Annotated in this window: 12 protein-coding genes, 1 tRNA gene and 1 pseudogene; 4 read left to right on the top strand and 10 right to left on the bottom strand. The window is 60.7% G+C overall.

The window, feature by feature from the left end; genetic code table 11:
* Positions 1–82 precede the first annotated feature (82 nt).
* Positions 83–9925, top strand: a complete 9843-nt coding sequence (locus AFIC_RS08995) for a DUF5801 repeats-in-toxin domain-containing protein (protein WP_275245907.1) — start codon at positions 83–85, stop codon at positions 9923–9925.
* Between the two features lie 91 nt (positions 9926–10016).
* On the opposite strand, the gene AFIC_RS08990 is transcribed toward AFIC_RS08995, so the two are convergent.
* From AFIC_RS08990 to AFIC_RS08965, 6 genes and pseudogenes are all read right to left on the bottom strand, one after another.
* Complete coding sequence (locus tag AFIC_RS08990; RefSeq protein ID WP_275245906.1) at positions 10017–11057, bottom strand: transglutaminase-like cysteine peptidase; 1041 nt, start codon at positions 11055–11057, stop codon at positions 10017–10019.
* Positions 11058–11292: 235 nt separating this feature from the next.
* On the bottom strand, positions 11293–12546 hold the full coding sequence (locus AFIC_RS08985) for an HlyD family type I secretion periplasmic adaptor subunit (protein ID WP_275245905.1): 1254 nt from the start codon (positions 12544–12546) through the stop codon (positions 11293–11295).
* Positions 12533–14773, bottom strand: coding sequence for a type I secretion system permease/ATPase (locus AFIC_RS08980; RefSeq protein WP_275245904.1), 2241 nt, complete (start codon positions 14771–14773; stop codon positions 12533–12535). The genes AFIC_RS08985 and AFIC_RS08980 overlap by 14 nt, the downstream gene beginning before the upstream one ends.
* Before the next feature lie 187 nt (positions 14774–14960).
* Positions 14961–16642: pseudogene (locus AFIC_RS08975) on the bottom strand (TolC family outer membrane protein).
* Positions 16643–16971: 329 nt separating this feature from the next.
* Positions 16972–17433 (bottom strand): hypothetical protein, encoded by a 462-nt coding sequence (locus AFIC_RS08970; protein ID WP_275245903.1) that lies wholly within the window; start codon positions 17431–17433, stop codon positions 16972–16974.
* A gap of 47 nt (positions 17434–17480) precedes the next feature.
* Positions 17481–18626, bottom strand: coding sequence for an OpgC domain-containing protein (locus AFIC_RS08965; protein WP_275245902.1), 1146 nt, complete (start codon positions 18624–18626; stop codon positions 17481–17483).
* Between the two features lie 177 nt (positions 18627–18803).
* Here AFIC_RS08965 and AFIC_RS08960 point away from each other — a divergent pair, with 177 nt between their 5' ends.
* The gene (locus AFIC_RS08960; RefSeq protein ID WP_275245901.1) at positions 18804–19109 is read left to right on the top strand and encodes an ETC complex I subunit; all 306 of its coding nucleotides are present in this window, start codon (positions 18804–18806) and stop codon (positions 19107–19109) included.
* Positions 19110–19183: 74 nt separating this feature from the next.
* Here the strand turns inward: AFIC_RS08960 and AFIC_RS08955 are convergent, their stop codons facing one another.
* Genes AFIC_RS08955 through dctP form a run of 3 tightly spaced genes read right to left on the bottom strand, consistent with a single transcriptional unit; the run spans position 19184 to position 22100 of the window.
* Positions 19184–20542 (bottom strand): TRAP transporter large permease, encoded by a 1359-nt coding sequence (locus AFIC_RS08955; protein ID WP_275245900.1) that lies wholly within the window; start codon positions 20540–20542, stop codon positions 19184–19186.
* Positions 20539–21087 carry a TRAP transporter small permease gene (locus tag AFIC_RS08950; RefSeq protein WP_275245899.1) on the bottom strand — a complete coding sequence of 183 codons (549 nt, stop codon included), beginning with the start codon at positions 21085–21087 and terminating at the stop codon, positions 20539–20541. Before AFIC_RS08950 ends, AFIC_RS08955 begins: the two co-directional genes overlap by 4 nt.
* On the bottom strand, positions 21087–22100 hold the full coding sequence (gene dctP / locus AFIC_RS08945; RefSeq protein ID WP_275245898.1) for a TRAP transporter substrate-binding protein DctP: 1014 nt from the start codon (positions 22098–22100) through the stop codon (positions 21087–21089). The genes AFIC_RS08950 and dctP overlap by 1 nt, the downstream gene beginning before the upstream one ends.
* A 195-nt stretch (positions 22101–22295) precedes the next feature.
* Here dctP and AFIC_RS08940 point away from each other — a divergent pair, with 195 nt between their 5' ends.
* On the top strand, positions 22296–22571 hold the full coding sequence (locus AFIC_RS08940; protein ID WP_275248677.1) for a DUF7662 domain-containing protein: 276 nt from the start codon (positions 22296–22298) through the stop codon (positions 22569–22571).
* Between the two features lie 86 nt (positions 22572–22657).
* Positions 22658–22734: transfer RNA gene (locus tag AFIC_RS08935), tRNA-Arg, on the top strand.
* Between the two features lie 132 nt (positions 22735–22866).
* On the opposite strand, the gene AFIC_RS08930 is transcribed toward AFIC_RS08935, so the two are convergent.
* Positions 22867–23676: an aspartyl/asparaginyl beta-hydroxylase domain-containing protein gene (locus AFIC_RS08930; protein WP_275245897.1), complete on the bottom strand. Its 810-nt coding sequence runs from the start codon at positions 23674–23676 to the stop codon at positions 22867–22869.
* Between the last annotated feature and the right edge of the window lie 181 nt (positions 23677–23857).

Raw genomic sequence — 23857 nt, 5'->3', positions numbered from 1 at the left:
GTAACGCTAGAAAGGGATTATTCAGCTTAATGATTTCTTAATTTTTTGAAGGGCCGCAAGGTTCGGCTCCCGGGAGGATTTTATGAACGAGCGCGTCTGGATTGCTCAGGCTGACACCACTCCTGTTCAAAACCCTGCTCCTCTCAAAGTTGTAACGGTCGTGAAGCCTGGAAGCGAACAGGCGATCACGATTGATCTTGGCTTCGATCAAAAAACGAAGGTCGATCTCTCGGCGGTCGCGAGCGAGAAGATGACGATGGTGCATGTCGGCACCAAGCTCATCGTTCTGTTCGACAACCATTCGACGGTGACGATCGAGCCGTTCTTCGATTCAACTGGCAAGCCGCTCGCCAATCTCGATGTGAATCTCGGTGCGGGCCATGATGTCACGGGCGACCAGTTCGCTTCGCTGTTTCCGATCACCGAGGATCAGTCCGTGCTGCCGGCGGCCGGCGCGGGCGGCAGCCCCGCGAGCGGCGCCGACTTCCACAACCCCACGGTCGATCCGCTCGCGATCGGCAACCCGTTGCCGCTGCTTGGACCGGAGGAGCTGGGTAATTTCCAGGTCAACCTTCCGCTCGGCCCGCAATCCAACTTCGTGGATACCGCGCCGGAAATCACGCTGACGCCTGCGGGCGTTGACCTGAATGGTCACAACATCGTGGACGAGGCGGGCATCGTTGCGCATGGAGCGCAGCCGGCCGGCACTTCGGCAGGCAATGGCAGCGCCGAGGCTCACGGCACGTTCGTGCTGAGCGATGTCGACGGCCTTTCCGACATCAAGAGCCTGACCATCAATGGCACCGTGATCGCGATCGCCGATCTGGTCACGGCGACGGCGGCGACGCCGATCGTCGGCTCCAACGGTCACGGCACGCTGGTGATCACGGACTATGACGCCGCCACCGGCATCGGCCATTACACCTACACGCTCACCACCTCCGTGACGGAGAGTCCCGCTCAGAACAACGGCACCGATACGATCCCGAACGGTGACTCGTTCACGATCGTGGTGACGGACAACAGCAATGTCGCATCGAATCCGGCGACGCTTCTTGTCGATATCAAGGACGACGTGCCGTCGATCACGGTGAGCCAGAGCGTGCCGACGCTGACGGTGGATGAAAGCTTCCTGCCGAATGGCACCACGCCGGATCCGGGTCTCGGCCACACCGTCGATACGGCGGATTTTTCGTCTGCGTTCACGGTGGTGGAGGGCGCCGACGGCGGAACGGTCAGCTACGCGCTGAGCCTCGTGTCCGGTGCGTCCAATCTGATCGACAGCGCGACCGATAAGGCCGTGGTGCTGACGCAGAGCGGCAATACGATCTCCGGATATGTGACGGGGCATGTGGGTGACGCGAGCTACCTCGTCTTCACTCTGTCTGTCGATTCCGCCAGCGGCAGCGCGACGCTGACGCAGGATCGTGCGGTTCACGAGCTTAATACGAACAGCAATAACGAAGGCATCAGCCTTGATAGCAACCTGGTGACGCTGACGGTCACGGCGACCGACGGGGACGGCGATGTCACCTCGAAGACGCTGGATCTTGGCAGCCGGGTGACGTTCCATGACGACGGCCCGGCGCTGGTGGCGAATGCTTCCGCGACCGCGACAGTCGATGAAGACAACATTTACGACCTGTTGTCGCATGGCAGCAGCCCGGACTTTCCCGGCCACACGAACCTGCTGGGCGCCGCCTATGCGACCGGCTCGCTGTCGGGTCTGGTGAACTTCGGCGCGGACGGCAAAGGTGGCTTCTCGTTCGTCACCGGCGCTGAACTGACCAGCGCGCTGGCGGCGCTCAACAGCCTCGGCCTGACGTCGCATGGAAGCGACCTGCATTTTTCGATTGCCACCAATGGCCCGTTTGCCGGCGACCTCATCGCGACCACGGGCTCGGGTTTCAACACCCATGTCGTTCTGGATCTGCATCTGTCCTCGAACGGCAATTATGTCGTGCAGTTGTTCGATGCGGTCGATCACGACAAGCCCCAGGCGGGCACCTCAGACGAGAACGAGACGCTTCAGGAGCACGGGCAGAACACCCCGGTCGATTCCATCAATTTCGGCCAGATCATCCAGGCCACCGATGGCGACGGCGATCACATCACGCTTGATGGTGCGTTCAGCGTGAAGGTGATCGACGACGTTCCGCATGTTTCGTTGTCGGCCAATCCGCTTGTCTATGTCGGGATCGACGAATCCGCCGGTTCGCAGGATGGGTTCCTTGGTTTGCCTCCGAACGACACGACTAACGGTTCGGTTCGCGGTATTTTCGCGGCCTTCGAATCCGCCAATGCCAGCAAGCTCGGCAACGATACCGATATCGCGCATGCGGTGCCTGGCTCGCCCGCAATTGCCTATGCGCACGGTCCGTTTCCAATTGTAATCCCCACGATCGTCGGCGGCGCCGATGGCGTGTCGTCCATTGTCTATTCGTTGCAGGTTGCGCCGGGTGGCGTGGATTCCGGTGTGCAGACCACCAATGGAACACATATCTACCTGTTCGAGGATTCCGGCCTGATTGTCGGCCGGGCTGGCTCAGATGCCGCTCATGCCGCCACCGGCACCATCGCCTTCGCCATTGCGATTGAGCAGAACGGCGACGTCGATATCGCGCAGTATCTGTCGCTGCGGGAGTTCAACACCAACAGCAACAACGAAACGATCTCGCTCACCGATGGCGTGATCCAGGCGAAGGTCGTCGTCACAGATGGTGACGGCGACACCGCTTCCGACACGGTCAACATCGGCAGCCACATTCTGTTCTACGACGACGGCCCGGTTCTGGTGAAGAACGCTTCCGTGACCGCGACCGTCGATGAAGACAACATTTACGACCTGCTGTCGCATGGCAGCAGCCCGGATTTTCCTGGCCATACGGATTTGCTTGGCGCCGCCTATGCGACCGGCTCGCTGTCGGGTCTGGTGAACTTCGGCGCCGACGGCAAGGGCGGCTTCTCATTCGTCACCGGCGCTGAACTGACCAGCGCGCTGGGCGCACTGAACGGGCTCGGCCTGTCGTCGCACGGCGATGCGCTCACTTTCAGCATCAGCAACCTGACCGGCGATCTCATTGCGACAGCAGGTTCGGGCCCCAACTTCCGCGTCGTCCTCGACCTGCATCTCTCGTCGGATGGCAATTATCTCGTGCAGTTGTTTGATCAGGTCGATCACAGCAAGACGGCTGGCGAGAACGAGACGCTTCAGGAGCACGGGCAGAACACCTCGGTCGATTCCATCGATTTCGGCCAGATCATCCAGGCCACCGATGGCGACGGCGATCACATCACGCTTGATGGTGCGTTCAGCGTGAAGGTGATCGACGACGTTCCGCACGTTTCGTTGTCGATCAATCCGCTTGTCTATGTCGGAATCGACGAATCCGCCGGTTCGCAGGATGGGTTCCTTGGTTTGCCTCCGAACGACACGACCGACGGTTCGGTGCGCGGTATTTTCGCGGCATTCGAATCCGCCAATGCCAGCAAGCTCGGCAACGATACTGATATCGCGCATGCGGTGCCTGGCTCGCCCGCGATTGCCTATGCGCACGGTCCGTTTCCAATCGTAATCCCCACGATCGTCGGCGGTGCCGACGGAGTGGCGAATGTTGCCTATTCGTTGCAGGTTGCGCCGGGTGGCGTGGATTCAGGCGTGCAGACCACCGATGGAACACATATCTATCTGTTCCAGGACTCCACCGGTCTCATCGTCGGCCGGGCTGGCTCAGACGCAGCCCACGCCGCCACCGGCACCATCGCCTTCGCCATCGCGATCGAGCAGAACGGCGACGTCGATATCGCGCAGTATCTGTCGCTGCGGGAGTTCAACACCAACAGCAACAACGAAACGATCTCGCTCACCGATGGCGTGATCCAGGCGAAGGTCGTCGTCACCGATGGCGACGGCGACACCGCTTCCGACACGGTCAATATCGGCAGCCACATTCTGTTCTACGACGACGGCCCGAGCGTATCGGTTGCCGCGGCCTCGGATGTGAACGTGGTGGTCACGACCTACGACATTTCGGGCGGCAGCGATTCTTCGACGGGTCTCTTTGGCTCACTGTTCACGGCGACGCCGGTCTATGGCGCGGACGGAAAGGGAGCGGATACGACTTGGAACTACAGCCTGAGCGTCAATGGTTTCGGAAACCATGTGAACTCCGGCCTGACGGCCATGGCTGGCGGCAAGATCTATCTGGCCGAACTGCCCGATGGCACGATCGTCGGCTACACCGGCTCGCAGGCGCCTCACGGCATCGACAGCTCTGTCGTGTTCTCGATATCGGTTGACGGCAACGGCACCGTGACGCTGACGCAGTACGCCGCGATTAATCATGGGTCCGGCGACCTGGCCTCGCTTGCCGACAACCTTATTCAGTTGACGGCGTCGGCACACGTGACGGATGGCGATGGCGATGGCGCGGACGCAAGCAAGACCATCAACATCGGAGCCAACCTCCACTTCCAGGACGCCATGCCGTCCGCCGGCTCCAATGATACCGTCAAGCTCGACGACGAAACCGCTGTACATACCTACGGCACTCAGAATGCGGGTGGCGCGGGTGACGTCCCGGCTGCAAACACCACGGGCACGCTTGCGCACACGTTTGGTGCCGATGGTGCGGGTTCGGTCCTGCTGCAAAGTGCGACCTTCCCGGCAAACCAGGGCTTTACACAGGTCGTCACTAACGGCGGCATGACCCTGACTATCTATCAGGAGCAGAACGGCCATACAGTCGCGGTTGTCCAGGTCTCGCTGACCGATGCAACCTCTGGCAATTACACCGTCACCGAACTGAATCCGGTCTTTCAGCCGACGCACAGCACGATCGAGGACAACGTCCAGTTCACTGTCAACTATCAGGTGACTGACGGCGATAACGATAGCGCGCCGGGCAGCTTCCTGATTTCCGTGAACGACGACACCCCGACGCTCGGCGCGATCGAGTCGATCACGGTTGGCGATAGCGCCATTCATACCGGAACGATCGCGTTCAGCGCAGGCGCGGACGGCGTGGGGGCGGGAATCCTCTCTGGTACGCCGCCAGCCAATCTGACATCGGGCGGGCAGGCCGTGCATTACTGGGTCAGTGCCGACGGGCACACCCTGATCGGCTACACCGGCAGCGCACCGTCAGGCAGCAATCAGCCTGATCCGGGCCATCAAGTGTTTGTGTTGACGCTGAATGCTGACGATCAAGGGTATTCGTACCAGCAGATTCAGAAATTCGACAGCATCCATACGACGACCGCTCCCGTCAACGGTGCCGACTTTAGCTATACCCATCAGCCGTCTGGCGAAGTGGACGTGACCTATAACCATGGCGCGAACACGATCGCGAAGGTGACTGGCTCCGGGGACGTCAATGGTTCGGGCACCGGTTTCGGAGTCGATGCAAATAAATTTACGAATGGGGATGTCCTGCATTTCGACTTCAGTCAGTCGGATACGGGCACGGCAACGAGCAGTGTAACCTTCAGCTTCACGAAAGATGGAAGCGTCAATTATGTCGTGCACTACTCCGATGGCAGCTCTGAAACTGTTAATAATCAAGCAGTCACAACTTCGGGTCTGACCTTCAACGCTCCGACGGGTGCCACGATTGATTATGTCGAGTTCGCCGGTAATAATCAGACCCCCAACGGCGGCTTCAAGATTGTGCTCAATGGCGTTGATGTCGACACGACCACCTCGACGCCGACGAGCGATCTTGGATTCCATGTCGCGCTGACCGATGGCGACGGCGATCCCGTCGGCGGCGACTTCAGCGTCACGGCCCAGAACAACACGCCGCCGACGATCGATGTGCATCCCACGGACCCGACCAACCCGGCCGACGCCCATAACCTCGTGAACGAGGCGGGGCTCTCGGTTATCGGCTCGGATGCGGGCTCGGACAGCGAGATTACGCACGGCACGATCCATCTTTCCGACGCGGACGGCGCCTCAACCATTCAGTCTCTGACGGTCAGCCTCGGCGGGTCGTCCGAGCAGGTGACTATTGCGGACATCACCGGTGGCAATAGTCATACATTCGACTTCACCAGCGGCAGCGCGCACGGCACGCTCACCATCACCAACTACGATTCGAGCACCGGAAACGCGAACTACACCTACGAACTGACCAAGCCCGTTGACGATGCGACGCCGAACAATGGTCCGGACATCGTCACCGACGGCGATAGCTTCGTGCTGAAGGTGACGGACAGCAGCGGCGCCACCGGCAATGCCACCCTGAACATTGATATTCAGGATGATGTGCCGCAGGCGCACGATATTTCGCAAACCGCGAGCGCTGGATCGAACCCCACGATGAACGCCATTCTCGTGCTCGACCTTTCGTTGAGTATGGCCGACGAGGTGGGACATACCGGCGAGTCGCGCCTCCAACTGATGCAGACGGCTGTTCAGAACTTCTTGAGCAGCTCCGGCGTGACCTTCAACCAGATCACCATCTATACTTTCGGAACCAGCGGCTCGACCGAGCTTCTCGGCCAATTCACGATCGGGGATCATTCCAACAGCCATGGCGATTATCTTGGTCAAGCCAAGTTCGCTGTGGGCAGTCTGAATAACAGCGATCTCTCGGCGGGAACAGACTATGTCGCCGCGACGAAACTCGTGGGCAGCAGCACCGGCGACGGCTACGCGAACCTGACCCATCCCGCCGCGGATACGACAAACCTCTATTTCCTCAGCGATGGCGATCCGACCGCGGGCGCTCACCTCAGCACGGCGCAAGAAACCGCATGGACGAACTTCCTCAACAACAGCTCGAATGATCCAAGCTATACGCACGTCGATACGGTTTATGCGGTCGGTTTCGGCGGCACCAGCGGCACAGGCTTCCTGAGCGAGATCGCGCATCGTGCCGGAGACACCGCAGAGGTTGTCACGGATACGAATGCCTTGTCAGAAACGCTCACCGGCACGCTGCCTTCCAGTGCCGAAGGCAACGTGCTGCTCGGCAGCGACAACGCAGCCGGTGGGACTGGCGGCGGCGCCGACATCAACTTCGGTGCCGACGGCCCGCACACCGTGAACGGCCACTATGACGGCATCATCTCGATCAAGGTGGGCGATGTCACTTACAGCTTCGACGGCACACATACGACCTCGTCCGGCGGGGCGACGCCGTCCGGCTTTGAAAATCATGACTCATGGATCGTCGTGCCGACCGCTCTGGGCGGCGCGCTGACGTTCTACTTCGCCGATACGGGAACGCATCATGCGGGCGACTATTCCTACGCCGCTCCTTCGAACCTGACCGCGAACGCGAACGAGACTTTCCACTATGTCGTCGAGGATGGCGACGGGGATCAGGCCGGCGCCAATCTCGTGATCTCGGTGAAGAACATCCTTCATGCGCCGACTGGCCTGGACCTCAACGCCAGCGACGATCAAGGCACCAGCAACAGCGACAACATCACTAACCAGACCACCGGCCTGACGATCGCCGGAAAGGCGGACAACGGCACGTCCGTGACGCTGTTCGATGACACCAACCACGACGGCATACAGAACAATGGTGAAGTAACGCTGGCGAGCAATGTGACCGTAACCAACGGTTCGTTCTCGACCGATGTCACGTTAACCGGCGATGGCACGCATCACGTCGTTGCATTCGAGACGGATGGGTCGGGCGACACCAGCCCGACATCCACCTCGCTCGACATCGTGATCGACACGACGCCTCCCGCGGTGGCCGTGACCGGAATTCAGAATGACTCGGGCGTTGTCGGCGATCACCTGACCAATGACAATCGCCTTGTCATTCTGGGCACGGCTGAAGCCGGCGCATCCGTCGATGTCTATCGTGGCAACGTCTATATAGGTAGCACGACTGCGGACGGCACCGGACATTGGTCGGTCAGCAACGAGAACACAGCTCTGAGCGACGGAACTTATCTGTACACGGCTGTTGCAAAAGACGTGGCCGGGAACAGCGCAACCGCAGCGCCCTATGCCGTGACCATTGATCGGACCCCGCCTACGGTCACGATCGACACCGTTGCCGGTGACAATACGATCAATCTGGCGGAGAAGACCGCTGGCGTGACGATCACCGGCACCAATGAAATCGGCTCAACTGTCACGTTGGACGGTCATGCGGTGACGCAAACGGATGCGACGCACTGGAGCTACACCCTGACCGATAGCGATTATACGGCTTTTGGTCAGGGCAGCGAGTCGCTGACAGCCATTGCCACCGATGCGGCGGGCAACCCTGCAACCTCGACGCGGAATATCACCATCGATACGATCGCACCCGCTGCGGGGACGCTCTCTTTCAGCAGCCTCAATGATACCGGCGTGCAGCAGACCCCGCCTATCACCACCGACAATAAATTCAGCCTCAATCTGTCGGGCGAAGGGTCCGGCTCCGTTATTTATCAGGTTTCGACCGATAACGGCCAGAACTGGGTCACGACCGGCACCAACCAGAACAATATTGCCGATGGCGATTATCAATATCGGGCGATTGTTACGGACAGTGCCGGCAACAGTTCGACCAGCAATGTCATCGAGGTTGTGATCGACACGGCGGCGCCAGGCAAGCCGACCATCACGGGCGTTACGGACGATGTCGCGCCGTTCACGGGGACCGTTGCGAACAATGGTCTGACCAACGACGCCACGCCGACGCTGACGGGCATGGCGGAGGCCAATTCCATCGTCACCATCAAGGACGGGTCGACAACACTCGGCACCACCTTGGCCGGCACCGACGGCTCATGGACCTATACGACAACCCCGCTGTCCGACGGCACCCATACCTTCACGGCAACGGCGACGGATGCAGCGGGCAATGTCGGTTCGGCGTCGTCCAGCTACATCGTCAAGACCGATACGACGGCGACGATCGCGATTGCCACGCTCATTGCCGATGACAATATCGTCAATGCGGCAGAGGATCATGCGGTCGTCATTCGCGGCACTACGACAGGGGTCGAGCAGGGGCAGGTGGTCACTGTGACGCTGTCCGATGGCACTCATGTGCTGACCGAGACGGCTACGGTCCAGAGCAATGGTTCGTGGACGGCCTCATCGGCCGATATTCACACCTTCACCAACGGCAATATCACGGTGCACGCTGATGTGTCCGATAAGGCAGGTAATGCTGCCAGCCAGGATACAAACCTGACGCTCGACAATATTGCGCCGGAGACGCACCTCGACAATATCATCCTTCAAACATGGACGACGTCCGGCGGAGGCACTTCGGTTTCCTTTACTGACCATGCCTTCCTGGATGCCGGATCTGATCCGACATCTGTGGTGTTCGGCAGCTTCTCAAGTCAGAGCGGCCTCTCGATATCGGACAACTCATCGACAGACATTGCGACGCTGAAAAACACCTCAAGCTCCGGCAGCGATAACTTCTCGTTCACCCTCAAGGATCTTGCGGGGAACGAGTCGATTCCGGACTCCGTCCATGTCATGACGGACGGTAATCCAGGCGACTCCACAATAACCGGCACGACAGGTAACGACCTGATCATCGACAACTCGACCGGCGGCACCCACTACACGCTCGATGGCGGTATCGGAAACGATATTTTGATCGGCCGCGATGGAGATACGCTGCACGGCGGAGACGGTGCGGACACGTTCATGCTGACAAGCGCGTCGGCACGGGTCATCATTGACGATTTCCATCTGAATCAGAACGACACGATCGATGTGACGTCACTGTTCTCGGTTAGCCATAGTGGCAGCAACCATGAACTGAGCGATTACGTCCGTTTGAATGGCAACCAGCTTCAGGTGGATACAGATGGTGGCAGCCACGGTTCTGGCGGCAATCAATGGACTACGGTCGCCACATTCTCGGCAGGATCGGTGCCGACGGAGATTACGATCCTGTATCAGGATTCCCAGCACGCCACGGCGCAGCAGGCGCACTTGACCTGATCTGATGATGGCCTGACATTCAAAAACCCGCCGGATTTCTCCGGCGGGTTTTTTCGTGTTCGTTATTCACGCTGGCTCGTTGCTAAATTACTCACATCAGCAGCGGCAGCTCTCCGATCGCGCCATTTGCGGGCGAGGTGCTGGCCTCGGCGCCGGTCCACTCGGCGGCGCCGAGCGCGTCGGTTGCGGGTGCGGTGTCGGTCTGGCCGTCGAGCGTGTCGCGTTTCGCATAAGGCGTGGCGAACAGTTGCACGCCGCGATAGTTGATGGCGAACAGCGGCGTGAAGGACGAGATCTGGTTGTCCTCGCGCAACAGTGCGCTGCGGTTGTCCATGATCAGCCACTTGCCCTCATGGTGCACGGCGAGCACCGCATGATCCTCGCGCACGGCGCGGTCCCGCACCAGCACGAGACGCAGGTCCTCGGCGGCAAATCCCGCCTCGCTCAGCGCGGCATATTTGGCGATGGCGTAATCCTCGCAGTCACCCTGGCCGGTCGCGAAAGAGGAGAGCGCCGAACTCCAGCGGTCTGCGACGCCGTACTGCATGCTGTCGCTGACGTAGCGGATGGCGAGGTTGACGTTCTGGTTGATGTCCTCGAGTTGAGCGCGGCCGCTTTTCGCCTTTGCCGAGGCGACGAGACGCGCGAACTGCGCGGCGGCGGGCGAGCAGGAGCCGGTATCGTTCTGACAGCGGTGCAGGCTTTCCGCATCCTTCGCCATGTCGGCTTCAAGCCCGCGCCACTTGCTCCACAGCGCACCTTCCGGCGCGCGGAACGCGAACAGACCGAACGGCTCGGGGCCGTTCACTGGGGTGATCTGGACGGAAGGCGTATCGGTGACAATGCCGGTCGGCGTCAGCGAGGCCAGTTCGACATCGTTGCCGGGCGCGGCACTCGGGCCAGTGCCGCGCTTGGCGGCGTCGAGCTTGGCCAGCACGCCGTTGATGGTGAAGAACTTCGCCTGCGGCGGTGCCACCGGCGCGTCATCGAAGCGCAGCACGTGGTCGCCGGCCTGCACGCTGCCGCGCGCACGCGCCGAGACGTTCGTGGCTGTCGCGGTCAGCAGCAACATGCCGCTCAGCGCGGCAACGCCGGCGGCGAATGGTTTGGACACCCTTGAGACAGGCGACATTGTTGACGTCCCGTATTGCGGGACCGTCAGCCAGCGTCTTCGCGCCGTACTTCGTCCCTTCTGTTATCGGGACCAGTGTTAGGGGCGTGCCGCTTCGCGAGAGTTAAATGCACCCAAGGCGGGGAACTATTGTCAAAAGCGCGGTCAATCGAGGCTTTTTGGAAAAGTTCGGATTTGATCAAACCAAATCCATAAAACGTTAACGATACGCAGCCGCCTCGAATAGGCGGCCGCGTCAATGCTCGCGCAACGCCTCGTCGCGCAGCATGCGGGCGGGCTTCATCATGTAATCGAGCACCGACTTCTCCCCGGTCTGTACTTCCACGGTCGCCACCATGCCGGGAATGATGGGAAGAGGGTGCTCCGCCGTGCCGAGGTGGTTCTTCTCGGTGCGGACGATCACGCGATAGAAGCTCTCGCCTTTCTCGCCTCGCTGCTCAGACTTGTCATCGACAATGGAGTCGGCGCTGATGCGCTCGACCTTGCCTTTCAGCGAACCGTAAACCGACGAGTCATAGGCGGTGATCTTCACCACGGCATTCTGCTGCGGGCGAATGAAGGCGATGTCCTGCGGGCGGATGCGGCCCTCGACAAGCAGCGAGTCATCCAGCGGCACGATATCCATCAGATTGGCGCCGGGCTGCACCACGGCGCCGACCGTCGTGACGTTGAGCTTGTTGATGATGCCGTTGACCGGCGATTTCAGGTCGGCGCGGCGCACGCGGTCCTGCGCCGACTTGGTGGTTTCCTCGAGCACGGCGAGATCGGCGCGGGATTTCGCGAGATCTTCCTCGGCCTGCGAACGGAAGGTGGCCTCGGCAGTGGAAATGCGCGCCTGCGTTTCCGCGAGTTGGCCGCGCATGTCGGCCTCCTGCCGCTGGAGGCGCAGCATCTCGATCTCGGGCACCACCTTCTGCGCGTAGAGGTTTTGCGTCAGCTGGACTTCACGGCTGAGGAGCTTCAGTGAATCCGACAGCCGCGTCGCCTGCTGGGTCAGCACATCGACATCCTGCGCGAGTTTTTTGGCGCGCGCGTCGAACACATTCTGTTCGGTCTGCACGGCCTGAGGCGAGCGCTCCGCCAGTCGGTCCGGAAATACCGGTTTAGGCAGTCCTTTGACTTCGGCTTCGAGGCGCGCGACGCGCGCGGCGTTGGCGAAGCGACGTTCGCGGACTTCACCAAGATCGGCCAGGAATTTGGTGTCGTCGATCCGCATCAACACCTGGCCCTGTTTGACGATATCGCCTTCCTGCACCAGGATTTCCTGAACGATGCCGCCTTCCAGGCTTTGCACCACCTGCAATTGCCGCGAGGGGATGACCTTGGCATTGCCGCGTTTGACTTCATCGAGGATGGCAAAATGCGCCCAGATGATGCCGACGACCATCAGGGCAATGGTCGTTCCCAGCAGGATCAGCGAGGCGCGGGGCGTCTTCAGCTCGGCAGCGGCCCGCACGTCATTGGCGAAGGAGAAATCAGAGCTTCGCATGGGGAGCCGTCTGGGGCCTGGTATTGGGTTTTGCGCCTTGCGCGGCCGCCGTGTTCTGTAGCCGTGCGATCACCAGATCTCGCGGACCGTCGGCGATGAGCTTGCCCTGTTCGAACACCAGAAGGCGATCGACCAGCGCAAGCAGCGACAGGCGATGGGTGGAGACGATGACCGTCATGTCCTTTTCCTTCAGGGCCTTCAGACGCTCAAGGAATTCCGCTTCGCTGCGCGTGTCGAAATGCGCGGTCGGCTCATCGAGGAACAGCACCTGCGGCTTGCGGATCAGCGCGCGCGCAAGGCCGATCGCCTGCTTTTGCCCGCCGGACAGGCTGCGGCCGCCTTCCGCGATCGGCAGATCGTAACCGAGCGGATGATGGGCCGCGAACTGCTCGACACCGGCAAGGCGAGCCGCCTCGAGAATTTCGGCATCGGTCGCAGCCGGATAACCGAGCGCGATGTTGTCGCGCAGCTTGCCGAAGAACAGATCGGTGTCTTGCAGCACAAAGCCGACGCCGCGGCGCAGATCCGCCGGATCGAACTGCCGCAGATCGACGCCATCGACCAGCACGCGGCCTTCATCGGGTTGATAGAAACCCGAGATCAGCCGGCCGACCGTGGTCTTGCCCGAGCCGATCCGCCCGATAATGCCGACACGCTCGCCCGGGTTGATCTTGAAGGAGACGCCGTCCAGCGCATTGACGGACGCATTGGGATATTTGAAGCGGACGTTGTCGAAGGTGATGGACTCTCCCTTCACCTCGCGGGCGATATAGGTGCGGCCCACCGGGCGCTCCCGTTCCAGCGTCATCAGCTTGTCGATCGAACGCATGGCGACGATCGTCTGCGTCGCGCGGGTGATGACGGCGGCGATGCCGGCGATCGGCGCGAGCACGCGCCCGGCCAGCATGTTGGATGCGATCAGCGCGCCCATTGACAGCTTGCCGTCGAGAATGAGGAACACGCCGACGACGATCATCATCATGCTGGTGAGCTGCTGCGCGGTACTCGCGGCGGTCAGCGACAGGGTCGACCAGAAGTGCACGTCCTCGCCCGAGCGCGCGGTCGCCGCGACCGAACGCTCCCAGGCGTTCTGCATCTTGGCTTCGGCGCCGGAAGCGCGGACCGTCTCGATATAGGAGAGGCTTTCGACCAGCACGCCATGACGTGCGCTGGATTCGGCCTGCAAGCGGTTGACCGCGTCGTTGAGCGGGCGTTGCAGGATCACGCCGACCAGGATCATGATCGGCAGCATGGCGAGGGGAATCCAGGCGAGCGGGCCTGCGATGATGAACAGCACGGCGATGAAGATCAGCGCGAACAGAAGATCGGTTGCCGACACCACGGTGCCGGAGGTGAAGAAGTCGCGCACGGAATCGAAATCGCGCATCTGGTTGGCGAGGATGCCGACCGATTGCGGCCGTTGCGCCATCTTGATCGAGAGAATGTGTTCGAAGATCTCGGCCGCCAGCACCACGTCGATCTTCTTGCCGGTGACGTCGATGATGCGGGCGCGCACGGTGCGCAGGATGAAATCGAACACAATCGCCAGACCAAGTCCGATCGCCAGCGCGATCAGCGAGGGAATGGCGCCGTTCGGCACCACGCGGTCGTAGACGTTCATCACGAACAGCGGCGCTCCGAGCGCCAGCATGTTGACGATCAGGGCGGCGATCGCGACGTGGCGGTAGTTGGCGCCGAAGCGCTGGACCACCGACCAGAACCAGTGCTTGCCCGGTATGCCACCCGCGGCCGCGACGCGATCCGTGGTCATGGCGACGGGCCGCAGCAGGAAGGCGTAGCCGAGATAATCCCGCTCCATTTCCTGGATCAGGAGTCGTTCGCGCTTGCGGGTCGAGGGATTGATGATCTCGACCGTCTCGCCATCGGTCGCCATCAGGATGCGCGTGCTGCGATCATGGAAGATCAAAACCGCGGGCAGGACGAGCGACGGGATGTCGGCGAGATCGCGCTTGGTGGCTTCGACTTCAAGCCCGGCACGGGTAGCGGCGCGCGAGAACAGGTTGGGGGTCAGCTGGTCGTTTTCGACCGGCAGACCGGACAGCAGCGCATCACGCGTGATTGCGCGGCCGTGATGGGCGGCGACAAACAGGAGAGCGTCGGAAAAGAAATCGTGTTCAGGCTTCGCATCCGCCACAGGCGCAGCATCCGGCAACGGCGAGCCGATCGGCTGCCCGGAAGGAAACGCTGCACGCGCCTGAAGATTCACGGTCCTGGTCCTTTGGCCGACCCTCCGGCCAGCGGCTGACGATCATAATCGATCGCCGTACTTCCGGCCTCAAGATTCGAGCCCGGAAAATCCCGAGCCCTGCGGACCGCGACCCGACCGATCCGCACTAATATTCAGGCTATTTTTAGCCTTTCAGCGGACTGGGCGGGTTAATAGGACCTGCCTTTTAGGGGTTAGTCTTAACGCCTCGGGCGGCCGCATTGAACCACGCCGGCACCGAGGAACTGCTTCCCGTGAACTCGGCTGCCGCGAAGGACAGTGCACTGCCATCACCGGCGGTCTGGTTCGAGGAGCGCAGATCGACCGGCCTCGGGGAACGGCTCTGCTCAAGCCATGCGGGATTGTGGCCGTTCTGGATGGTCGGTGTGGGCGACCAGACCTGCCAGCGGTCCCCGGAGTTCACGATAGCGCCGGCAGCCGGGGTATACGGAATCGCGGAAGGGGTGCCCGCGACATTGAGCGGGTTCGACCCCGTGGACGGCAGGTTCCATACGAACGGCGCGATCTTGGTCGGGAACGGCCCGAACGCGACCTGATCGAGCGGAGCGGCTTCGACCGGCGGCGGCGCCTTCAGATAATGAGGAGGGTGCCCATCGCGGCCAGCAACTGATAGTCGGCGAACACGATGACACCGCGCGCCGAGGTCAGCGAAACGGCTGCGTTGAAGTACTGGTTCTCGGCATTGAGAAGGTCGATCAGCGAGCGCTGGCCGAGTTCATATTCCTTGCGGTAGGCGTCGATCGCCTTGCGGTCGGCGGCAAGCTGACGGGTGAGGGCGCCGATGCGGCTCACGGTGATCGTGCGCGCGGACCATGCCTTGTCGATCGATTCCAGCGCATCACGCTGGAGCCTGGCGTGGGCCATGTTCTGCTGGTTGTAGCGCTCGGCCATTTCCGTGCGCCGCCAGGTGTCCTGGCCGCCGCGGAAGATGTCCCATGACATCACGACCTTGCCGGATACGTCGTCCCGGCGGCCGATATAGGTGTCGGAATCGATGCCGCGCGAGGCGCGACCCTCAAGCGAAACGGTCGGCACGAACGAACCGGCGGTCGCATGGAAGGCATGGCGTGCCGCATCGGTATCGGCCTGAGAGGCCTGAAGCGTCGCATTGCGGTGGATTGCGACCGCAAGCGAGGCGTCCTTGCTGGCTGGCATGCCCCTCAGCGTGCTGGGGAAGCGCAGATTGTAGGGCTCGACGCCGACGACCTTGCGATACTTCGCACGGGCATCCTCAAGGCTGCGTTCAAACTCGGACATCGCGGCTTTCGCTGCTTCGACACGTTCCAGCGCCTGCTGCAAATCGCCTTCGCCGGAGCGGCCGCCTTTGTAGCGGGACTCGACGTTGTTGAAGATCGCCTCGTGGTTGGCCACGTTCTGGCGCGCGAGTTCGACAAGACGCGTATAACGGACGACATCGATATAGGCTTCCGCCGCATCGAGCGCGATCAGTTCGGTGCGTTCCCGGACGCGGAAGGCGGAAGCGTTTACGCGCGCGGTCTGACGCCAAACATCATTGATCGAGGCGAATCCATCGAACAGCAACTGACGGACAACAACGGAGGCGTAGCGGCCATGCATCGTCGTGCCGCTGCCTGCCGGAGGAAGGGCGATATTCTGGGTGAAGCGTTCGGGGCCTGCATTGGCTTCCAAACGCACCTGCGGCAGCAGCGTGCCTTGCGTCTGCCGCAACTCGCTTTCGGTCGCGCGTCGGTTAGCCGACGCCTCACCGACGCCTGGATTGGTCTGGATCGCCTGTTTCAGAGCATCGTTGATCGAAAACGGTTCAGCGTGAACCGAAGACACGCCAAACGACAACGCAAGCAATGATGCGGATAAAATAAACTTCATGAAATTTGTCCCCAGTAACGGGACATTAACTTGGAGCAGGATTCCAGACAATGGCGCGATTGTGAAACTTCAGCGCAAAATTGCCATGTTTTAAAATATCGTTTGGTATCAATAATTTATGTAAGGCAATAGGCGTCGTGCAGTAAATTATGCTCACATTTCACATCTTTTTTAGAATATTATTCTATGTATGTCGGAATCAAATATAAGAAACAGGATTATCTCCATACAATAGAAAAAATAATTCTCAGAACGAAATTCCAAATTGTTGTTTGGGGGTTACAGCCAGGAACTATTCGGTTGTAGAGGGCGATGCTGACAACCCTGTCCTAGATTTCCCGGCCGTGATTCTGCCCCGTGCCGACCGTGATGGTGATCCGCTGCGTTTCGGTGCGGCCGTTGGGATAGGACACGACTAGGGTTAGATGATCGCTGCCGGCGAAGTCCGGTTTGGAGCGGTAGATGCCAATGAAGGCGGGCACCTCTAGCGCCATGCAATTCTTGTAATTGGTCAGGGAGACTTTCGCGCGCTTGACCGTTGCGGAGCCATTTTCGGGGGGCACGACCATCTGAATCGCAGGCAGAGGGCCGGAACTGCAATTCGCCAGCACGTTGATGTAGACGCCGATCCGGATGTCCTTGCCGCTTGCACCCTTGGCGGTGCGCTGGACCGTGGCGCTTTGTGCGTTTGCCCATTGCGGCAGGCAGGCTGTGATCGCCGCCGCGAACAGGCAGGCAAGCCACGGCCGTCCGCCCGGTCCACCCATCATCCGCGACGATTGCCTGCGCATCGGATATCTCCCAACTCCAATTCCTATAGCGCCGCGCGATCCATCCATCAATTTTTCGGAGGGGCCGGCGGCGGTGCGGGCAGCTTGTCCTGCCGCTTAGACCAGTTTCCGTAATAGGCGACGGCGGTCATGATCGCGAGGCCGGCAAGGCTGACGCCGATCTGGCTCCAGAGCGTGCCGTAGCTCATCATCAGGACGAAATGCGCAGCGAAGGACAGGAAGACGCCGACGCAGAACACCTGCAACGATTGCTGGCCGCATTTGATCAGCGGATCGAAGATCTTCCACTGAAGGCCCGGCCAGTCCTTGCGGACGAAGCGCGTGACGAGAAAAGCCAGCGCTATGAAATGCAGGAAGCGATAGGGCGCGAGGTTGGTCTTGTCGTTCGGATTGAAGCTCTCCACGAGCCAGGCGGGAAACAGTGCGCCGAAATCCGGAAAACGCCCGGCCAGCGTCATCAGGAACGCAAAAACGAGATAGAGCGCGGCCAGCCACAGCAGGGGGCGCAGGCGGATCGCGACCCGGACCTCGCGGATTCCGGCCACCGCCACCCATGCGCCGAGCACGAACAGCACCTGCCAGCAGAACGGGTTGAAGTACCAGACGCCGCCCGGGTAACCCGGCAAATTCCAGCCGAAATGCCGGGCCGCGAGATAAAGCGCGATCGAGGCCGCCATGGTGAGGTTGGGCTTGCGCAGCAACAGCCACAGCACCGGACCGAAACAGGCCATCAGCACGATGTAGAGCGGCAACACGTCGAGGTTGAGCGGCTTGAAGCGCAGCAGCAGGCCTTGGGAAATGGTCTGGATCGGGCTGTCGACCAGCCCCGCGATGTTGAACTCGTTGACGATCTGGGGATCGCTGTAGCGCAGCGCCACCCAGCCGATGGCGGCGACGTAGATCACGAACAGCAGGACATGCGCGACGTAGAGTTGCCAGACTCGCTTGAACAGCCGCGTCACGCCGACGATGAAGCCGCGCTGGATCATCATCCGCGCGTAGACGAAGGCGGCGGTGTAGCCCGAGATAAAGACGAACAGGTCGGCCGCGTCGCTGAATCCGTAATTCCGCGTGGTGATCCAGTTCACGGCGTTGTTGGGGATGTGGTCGAGGAAAATAGCCCAGTTGGCGACGCCGCGGAACAGGTCGAGTCGCAGGTCGCGGCCTTTGGAAAGGGTTGCCTTGAGGTTCATCAAAAATTCCGTCTCGAAGCCGGATAAAGGCGAGGTAGAGGCGGGAAACACCCGGCCGGGTGAGGCAGGGCGCGGATTGTGACGCGAACGGAGTGCGGTTATATAGGAGCTTGAGCCATTCACGGAACACGTCCGCGAACAAGCTCATGTGATTTTTCGATCCTCAAGGCCCGCGACATGACAGCCCGTATCTTCAAGCCCGCCAAGAACGCCATGCAGTCCGGCAAGGCCAAGACCAAGGAATGGCAGCTCGATTACGAACCCGAAAAGCCGCGCGTGGTCGAACCGCTGATGGGCTGGACCAGTTCGGGCGACATGAAGCAGCAGGTGACCCTGCATTTCCACACCCGCGAGGAAGCCGTGGCGTATTGCGAGGCCAACGGGATCGCCTATCAGGTGCAGGAGCCGAAGGAATCGATCCGCCGCCAGGTCGCTTACGCGGATAACTTCGCGTTCCGCCGCAGCGAGCCCTGGACGCACTGAGTTCAGACGAATTCCGGGATCAAAAAACCGCGCGAGCCTGGCTCGCGCGGTTTTTACTTGTGCTGAATTCACCGTCAGCGGCCGATTTCCGGTCCCATGAAGAAGTCGGGAATGGCGGTCGCGATCTGCGGCACGAAGCACATGATGATGACGGCAACCATCATCAGGATCACGAAGGGCAGCGTGCCCCAGATGATCTCGCTCAACGTCAAATCCGGCGCCACGTTTCGTATCACGAAGATATTCAATCCCACCGGCGGGTGTATCAGCCCCATCTCCATGACGATCGTCATGATGACGCCGAACCAGATGATGTCGAAATTCGCCGCACGCAGCGGCGGCAGAATGATCGGCGCGGTCATCAGGATGATCGAGACCGGAGGCAGGAAGAAGCCAAGCACGATGACCATCAGCAGGATCGCCGCAAGCAGTGCGTATTTCGGCAGATTGAGATGGACGATGCCTTCCGCCGCCGATTGCGAAATGTGCAGATAGCTCATCACGTAGGAATAGAATAGCGACATGCCGATGATCAGCATCAGCATGGTTGATTCACGGATCGTCGAGCGCAGGATCGGGGCGAGGTCTGTCGGCTTCCACACGCCATAGATCGATGCGATCAGGAACAGCGCGAGCAACCCGCCAAGGCCGGCGGTTTCCGAGGGCGTGGCATAACCGCCGTAAAGCGCGATCATCACGCCGGTCAGCAGGATCACGAAGGGCAGCACGCGCGGCAGGATCTTGAAGCGCTCCGCCATGGTGTAATTGTCGTCGGCAAGGATCGGCGAGGTCGTGCCGTCCGCCTCGTAGGCCGCCTTGGCAAGCCGGAATTCCTTGCGGAAGCGGACCATCGCGTAAGCCGCGAACAGGAACACAAGCAGCATGCCCGGCCCGATCGCGGCGAGGAACAGCCGGCCGAGCGATTGCTCGGCGGCGACCGCGAACAGGATCATGGTGATCGAGGGCGGCAGCAGGATTCCGAGCGTGCCGCCTGCGGCGATGATGCCGGCCGCGAAGCTGCCGGAATAGCCGCGCTTGCGCATTTCGGGAATTCCGGCCGAGCCGATCGCCGAACAGGTCGCGGGAGAGGAGCCTGCCATGGCCGCGAACAGGGCGCAGGCGAACACGTTGGCGATGCCAAGGCCGCCGGGAATACGATGCAGCCACGCATGCAGCGCGAGGTAGAGATCCTGCCCGGCCTTGGATTTGCCGATCGCCGCGCCCTTCAGGATGAAAAGGGGAATCGAGAGCAGCGTGATGGAGGCCATTTCCTCATAGACGTTCTGCGTCACCGTATCGAGTGACGAGGTCGGCATGTAGATGCCCATGAAGATCAGGGACACCGCGCCGAGCGCGAATGCGATCGGCATGCCGGAAAACATGATGATGAGGGTGACGATTCCGTAGGAAATTCCGATTCCGACGACGGTCATGAACGATTTCTTCCGCAGAGTTCGGACAGAATTTGCACCAGGATTTGCACACACAGGAGCGTCATGCCCACAGCCATCAGCGAATAGGGAATCGCCAGCGGCGGCGCCCAGATGGAGTCCGTGATCTGTCCATCGACATACGCTTCATGCGTCAGGGTCCATGATTTCCATGCGAAGAACGCGCAGAACAGGAAACTTCCGATATCTACCAGAATGAGACGGATGCGGTTGGCGCGAGGCGACAGCAGTTCGATGAACGCCTCGATGCCGATGTGGCCGCGATCGTGCTGCACATAGGCGGCCGTGAGGAAGGTCGCGCCGACCAGCAGAAAGACCGAAGCCTCGTCCTGCCAGTAGGTCGCGGCCTCGAAGAAGCTGCGGCTGATGACGCTGTAGCTCAGGATGAAGCACGCCAGGATCATCGCGATCGCCGAAACGATCATGATGATCCGGTTGACAACCTGCAAAGCCCGATCGACCGCCGCCAGCGGGGGTGGCAGGGCGGCGGCGCTCTCGGGCGCCGCCGTCTCGAGGGATGAATGCATCAGGTCACGTCAGCGGCGAGCTTCATCAAGTTGGCGCAGTTCGCGCTACGGGCGGAGTAATCCTTCCACGCCGTATCGCGCGCGATATCCCGCCATTTGCCGACAGTCGCGGCATCCAGCTCGCTGACCTTCGCGCCGGCTTTTTCGTAGACCTTGGCGACTCCCTTGTCGTCGTCCTGCGCGCCCTGACGGCCGAAGGCCTCCATTTCCGTGCCGACGGAAGTGAGGATGTCCTGATGCTTCTTCGGCAATTTGTCGAAGACATCCTTGGACATCAGAAGCGGCTCAAGCATGAACCAGTAGGACTGGCCCGCGCCCGAGGTCAGCGACTTGGACACTTCTTCCAGACGGAAGGAGATCAGGCTGGTCGACGAGGTGATGCCCGCATCGCAGGCGCCGGTCTGCATCGCGGCATAGATTTCATTCGACGGCAGCGACAGCACCGCCGCACCGGCCTTTTGCAGCACCATGTCCATTTCGCGCGAGCCGCCGCGAACCTTCAGGCCCTTGGCGTCTTCCGGCGCGATCAGCGGACGGGAGCGGCTGGCGACGCCGCCTGCCTGCCAGACCCAGGTCAGGATCACGATGCCCTTGTCGGCGAGCAGATCCGTCAGCGCCTTGCCGACCGGCTTGTTCTTCCAGGAGAGTCCCTGATCGTAGTTCGCCACGAGGCCCGGCATCAGGCCGATGTTGGTTTCCGGCACTTCGCCGCCGGCGTAGGGGAGCGGGAACAGGCTCATGTCGAGCGCGCCCTTGCGCATGGCGGAGAACTGCGCCTTGGTCTTCATGAGCGAGGAGTTCGGATAGACTTCGGCGGCAAGTTCGCCGCCGCTGCGCTTGGAGATTTCGGCGGCGAATTTGCGCACCAGACGATCGCGGAAGTCGCCCTTGTCGATGGTGCCGCCGGGAAACTGGTGAGAGATTTTCAAGGTGGTTGCGGCTTCGGCAGTTCCGAATCGCAGGATGGCGGGGGCGGCCAATGCCGAAGCCAGAAGATGGCGGCGTGTAAGCATGTTTCTCTCCCTGAGCTGACGCATATGATCTTTTTTATTTTGTATGCAGTCTAGCAGGAAGGTCCACGGCGAGAACCCCTTTTGATTCAGCCATTGGTATGGTTCTAGTGGATGGCGTCATGCGAGCGCATGATGCGTTCACCGCAGTGCACCAATGAAATCGAGGCAGCGGTTTTTCGAGCGAATGGAAGCGACGTGATAGAGGCCGACAAATACGATGCGCTGCGCGACTACCTGAAGGAACGCACGGAGGCGGAACTGGTGCTGTCCTTCGAGGAGATCGAGTCCATTCTCGGCTTCGCCCTGTCGCGCAGTTCGCAGCGCGCCCGCTGGTGGGAGAAAGAGCGCAACCCGCAGGATGCGATGCCGCAACGCAATGCGATCCGCGATGGTGGCTATGAAGCGACCCGGCTGCCCGACGGCACGGGCGTCCGCTTTCGCCGGATCGGCTTGAAGCGGACCTGGCGTTAGGGAGAGCCATCCGCAGGCAAAAAATCGTTCAAAAGCCGGGTGGCGGTTACTGGCGGTTCAGTCCTCGGGTGGTATGAAACCAGCACGGTCCCGTAGCTCAACTGGATAGAGTAGCGGATTTCTACTCCGCGGGTTGCAGGTTCGAATCCTGCCGGGATCGCCAGTTTTCAGAGATGAAATCTCTATTGATTTCAATTCGTAATAGAGATCGGTCGATCTTCTTGTAAAACCTTAAATCAGGCTATCGGACCGCCCCGGCCTCAAACCCTTTGAAAATGGCGCGAGGCTTGCGCGATCAGCGGATGAACGACCAGTTCTTGTAGAACATGGTTTTCAGCGATCCGGAGATGAATGCGGCAATATCGACGGCGCGGTCGAACATGCCCTGCGCGCGGTTCGGGCGCACGATATCCATGAAGAGGCAGTACCGCACCTGATCCACATCGTTGATGGAGCAATGGAAGAAGGTGTCGTCGAAGATAAACAGCGGATCATCGACCCAGTAGTGAATCTTGTCGTCGGCCCGAATGTACACGTCGCGGCTGTTGATCGGGTCGAGGTTGCACAACACGCGGAAGGTCAGGCGCAGAGGGCCAAAATGCCAGGACGTGCGCTCGCGGGTATTGAAGACCGAAATCGCCACGGTCTTGATGAAGCGATGCTCGCGTTCAAGCTCCGGAATCCGGATCAGGCTGGGCTGGGGCTTGTTGAACCAGCGGAAGGTGAGCATGCCGCGCTTGCTGGTGCCGAGCGTTTCCGCCACCCGCTGCTTGATGAGATCGCCGTTGGTGCGGAATGCCTCCACGCAGGCCTCGATTTCGGCGCGATGCTCCGGCGGCATATCCTGTAGTTTGAAGACGCCGATATTCTTCCGGGAAAAGAGATCGATCAGCAGATTCAGCGGCGACAGCAGCCAGGTCAGGATGCCATTGCCCATGAAGTATTTTTCGACGAGTTCATAAGTGATCTTGTGATGGCGGGCGACGTCGAGCGCTCCGCAGATCAGATAGAAGACCAGCAAATAGGGCACGAAATAGAGCCCGGCGAGGATGACGACGGCAAAAATGCCAAGGCGGCGTAACCGCTTCCGGGTGCCCTTATCCATGTTCTGTACTCTCTTACTTCACGGTTCGAGCCCGGCGTTCGCCGTTTTGGCGGCTCATGATACCGGCAAGACCGCCTTCGTTACCGGAGTGAAGGCGACTTGGCGAACAACAAATTTTTGAAGTGACATGAGCCGCCTCGCCGTGACGGGGGCAGAGCATCGGCGATGAGGACCGTAAGGC

The organism is [Pseudomonas] carboxydohydrogena (assembly GCF_029030725.1).
GTDB lineage: Bacteria > Pseudomonadota > Alphaproteobacteria > Rhizobiales > Xanthobacteraceae > Afipia > Afipia carboxydohydrogena.
The sequence above is the reverse complement of the archived record's forward strand: the minus strand, read 5'-3'. Positions and strand labels throughout refer to the sequence as shown.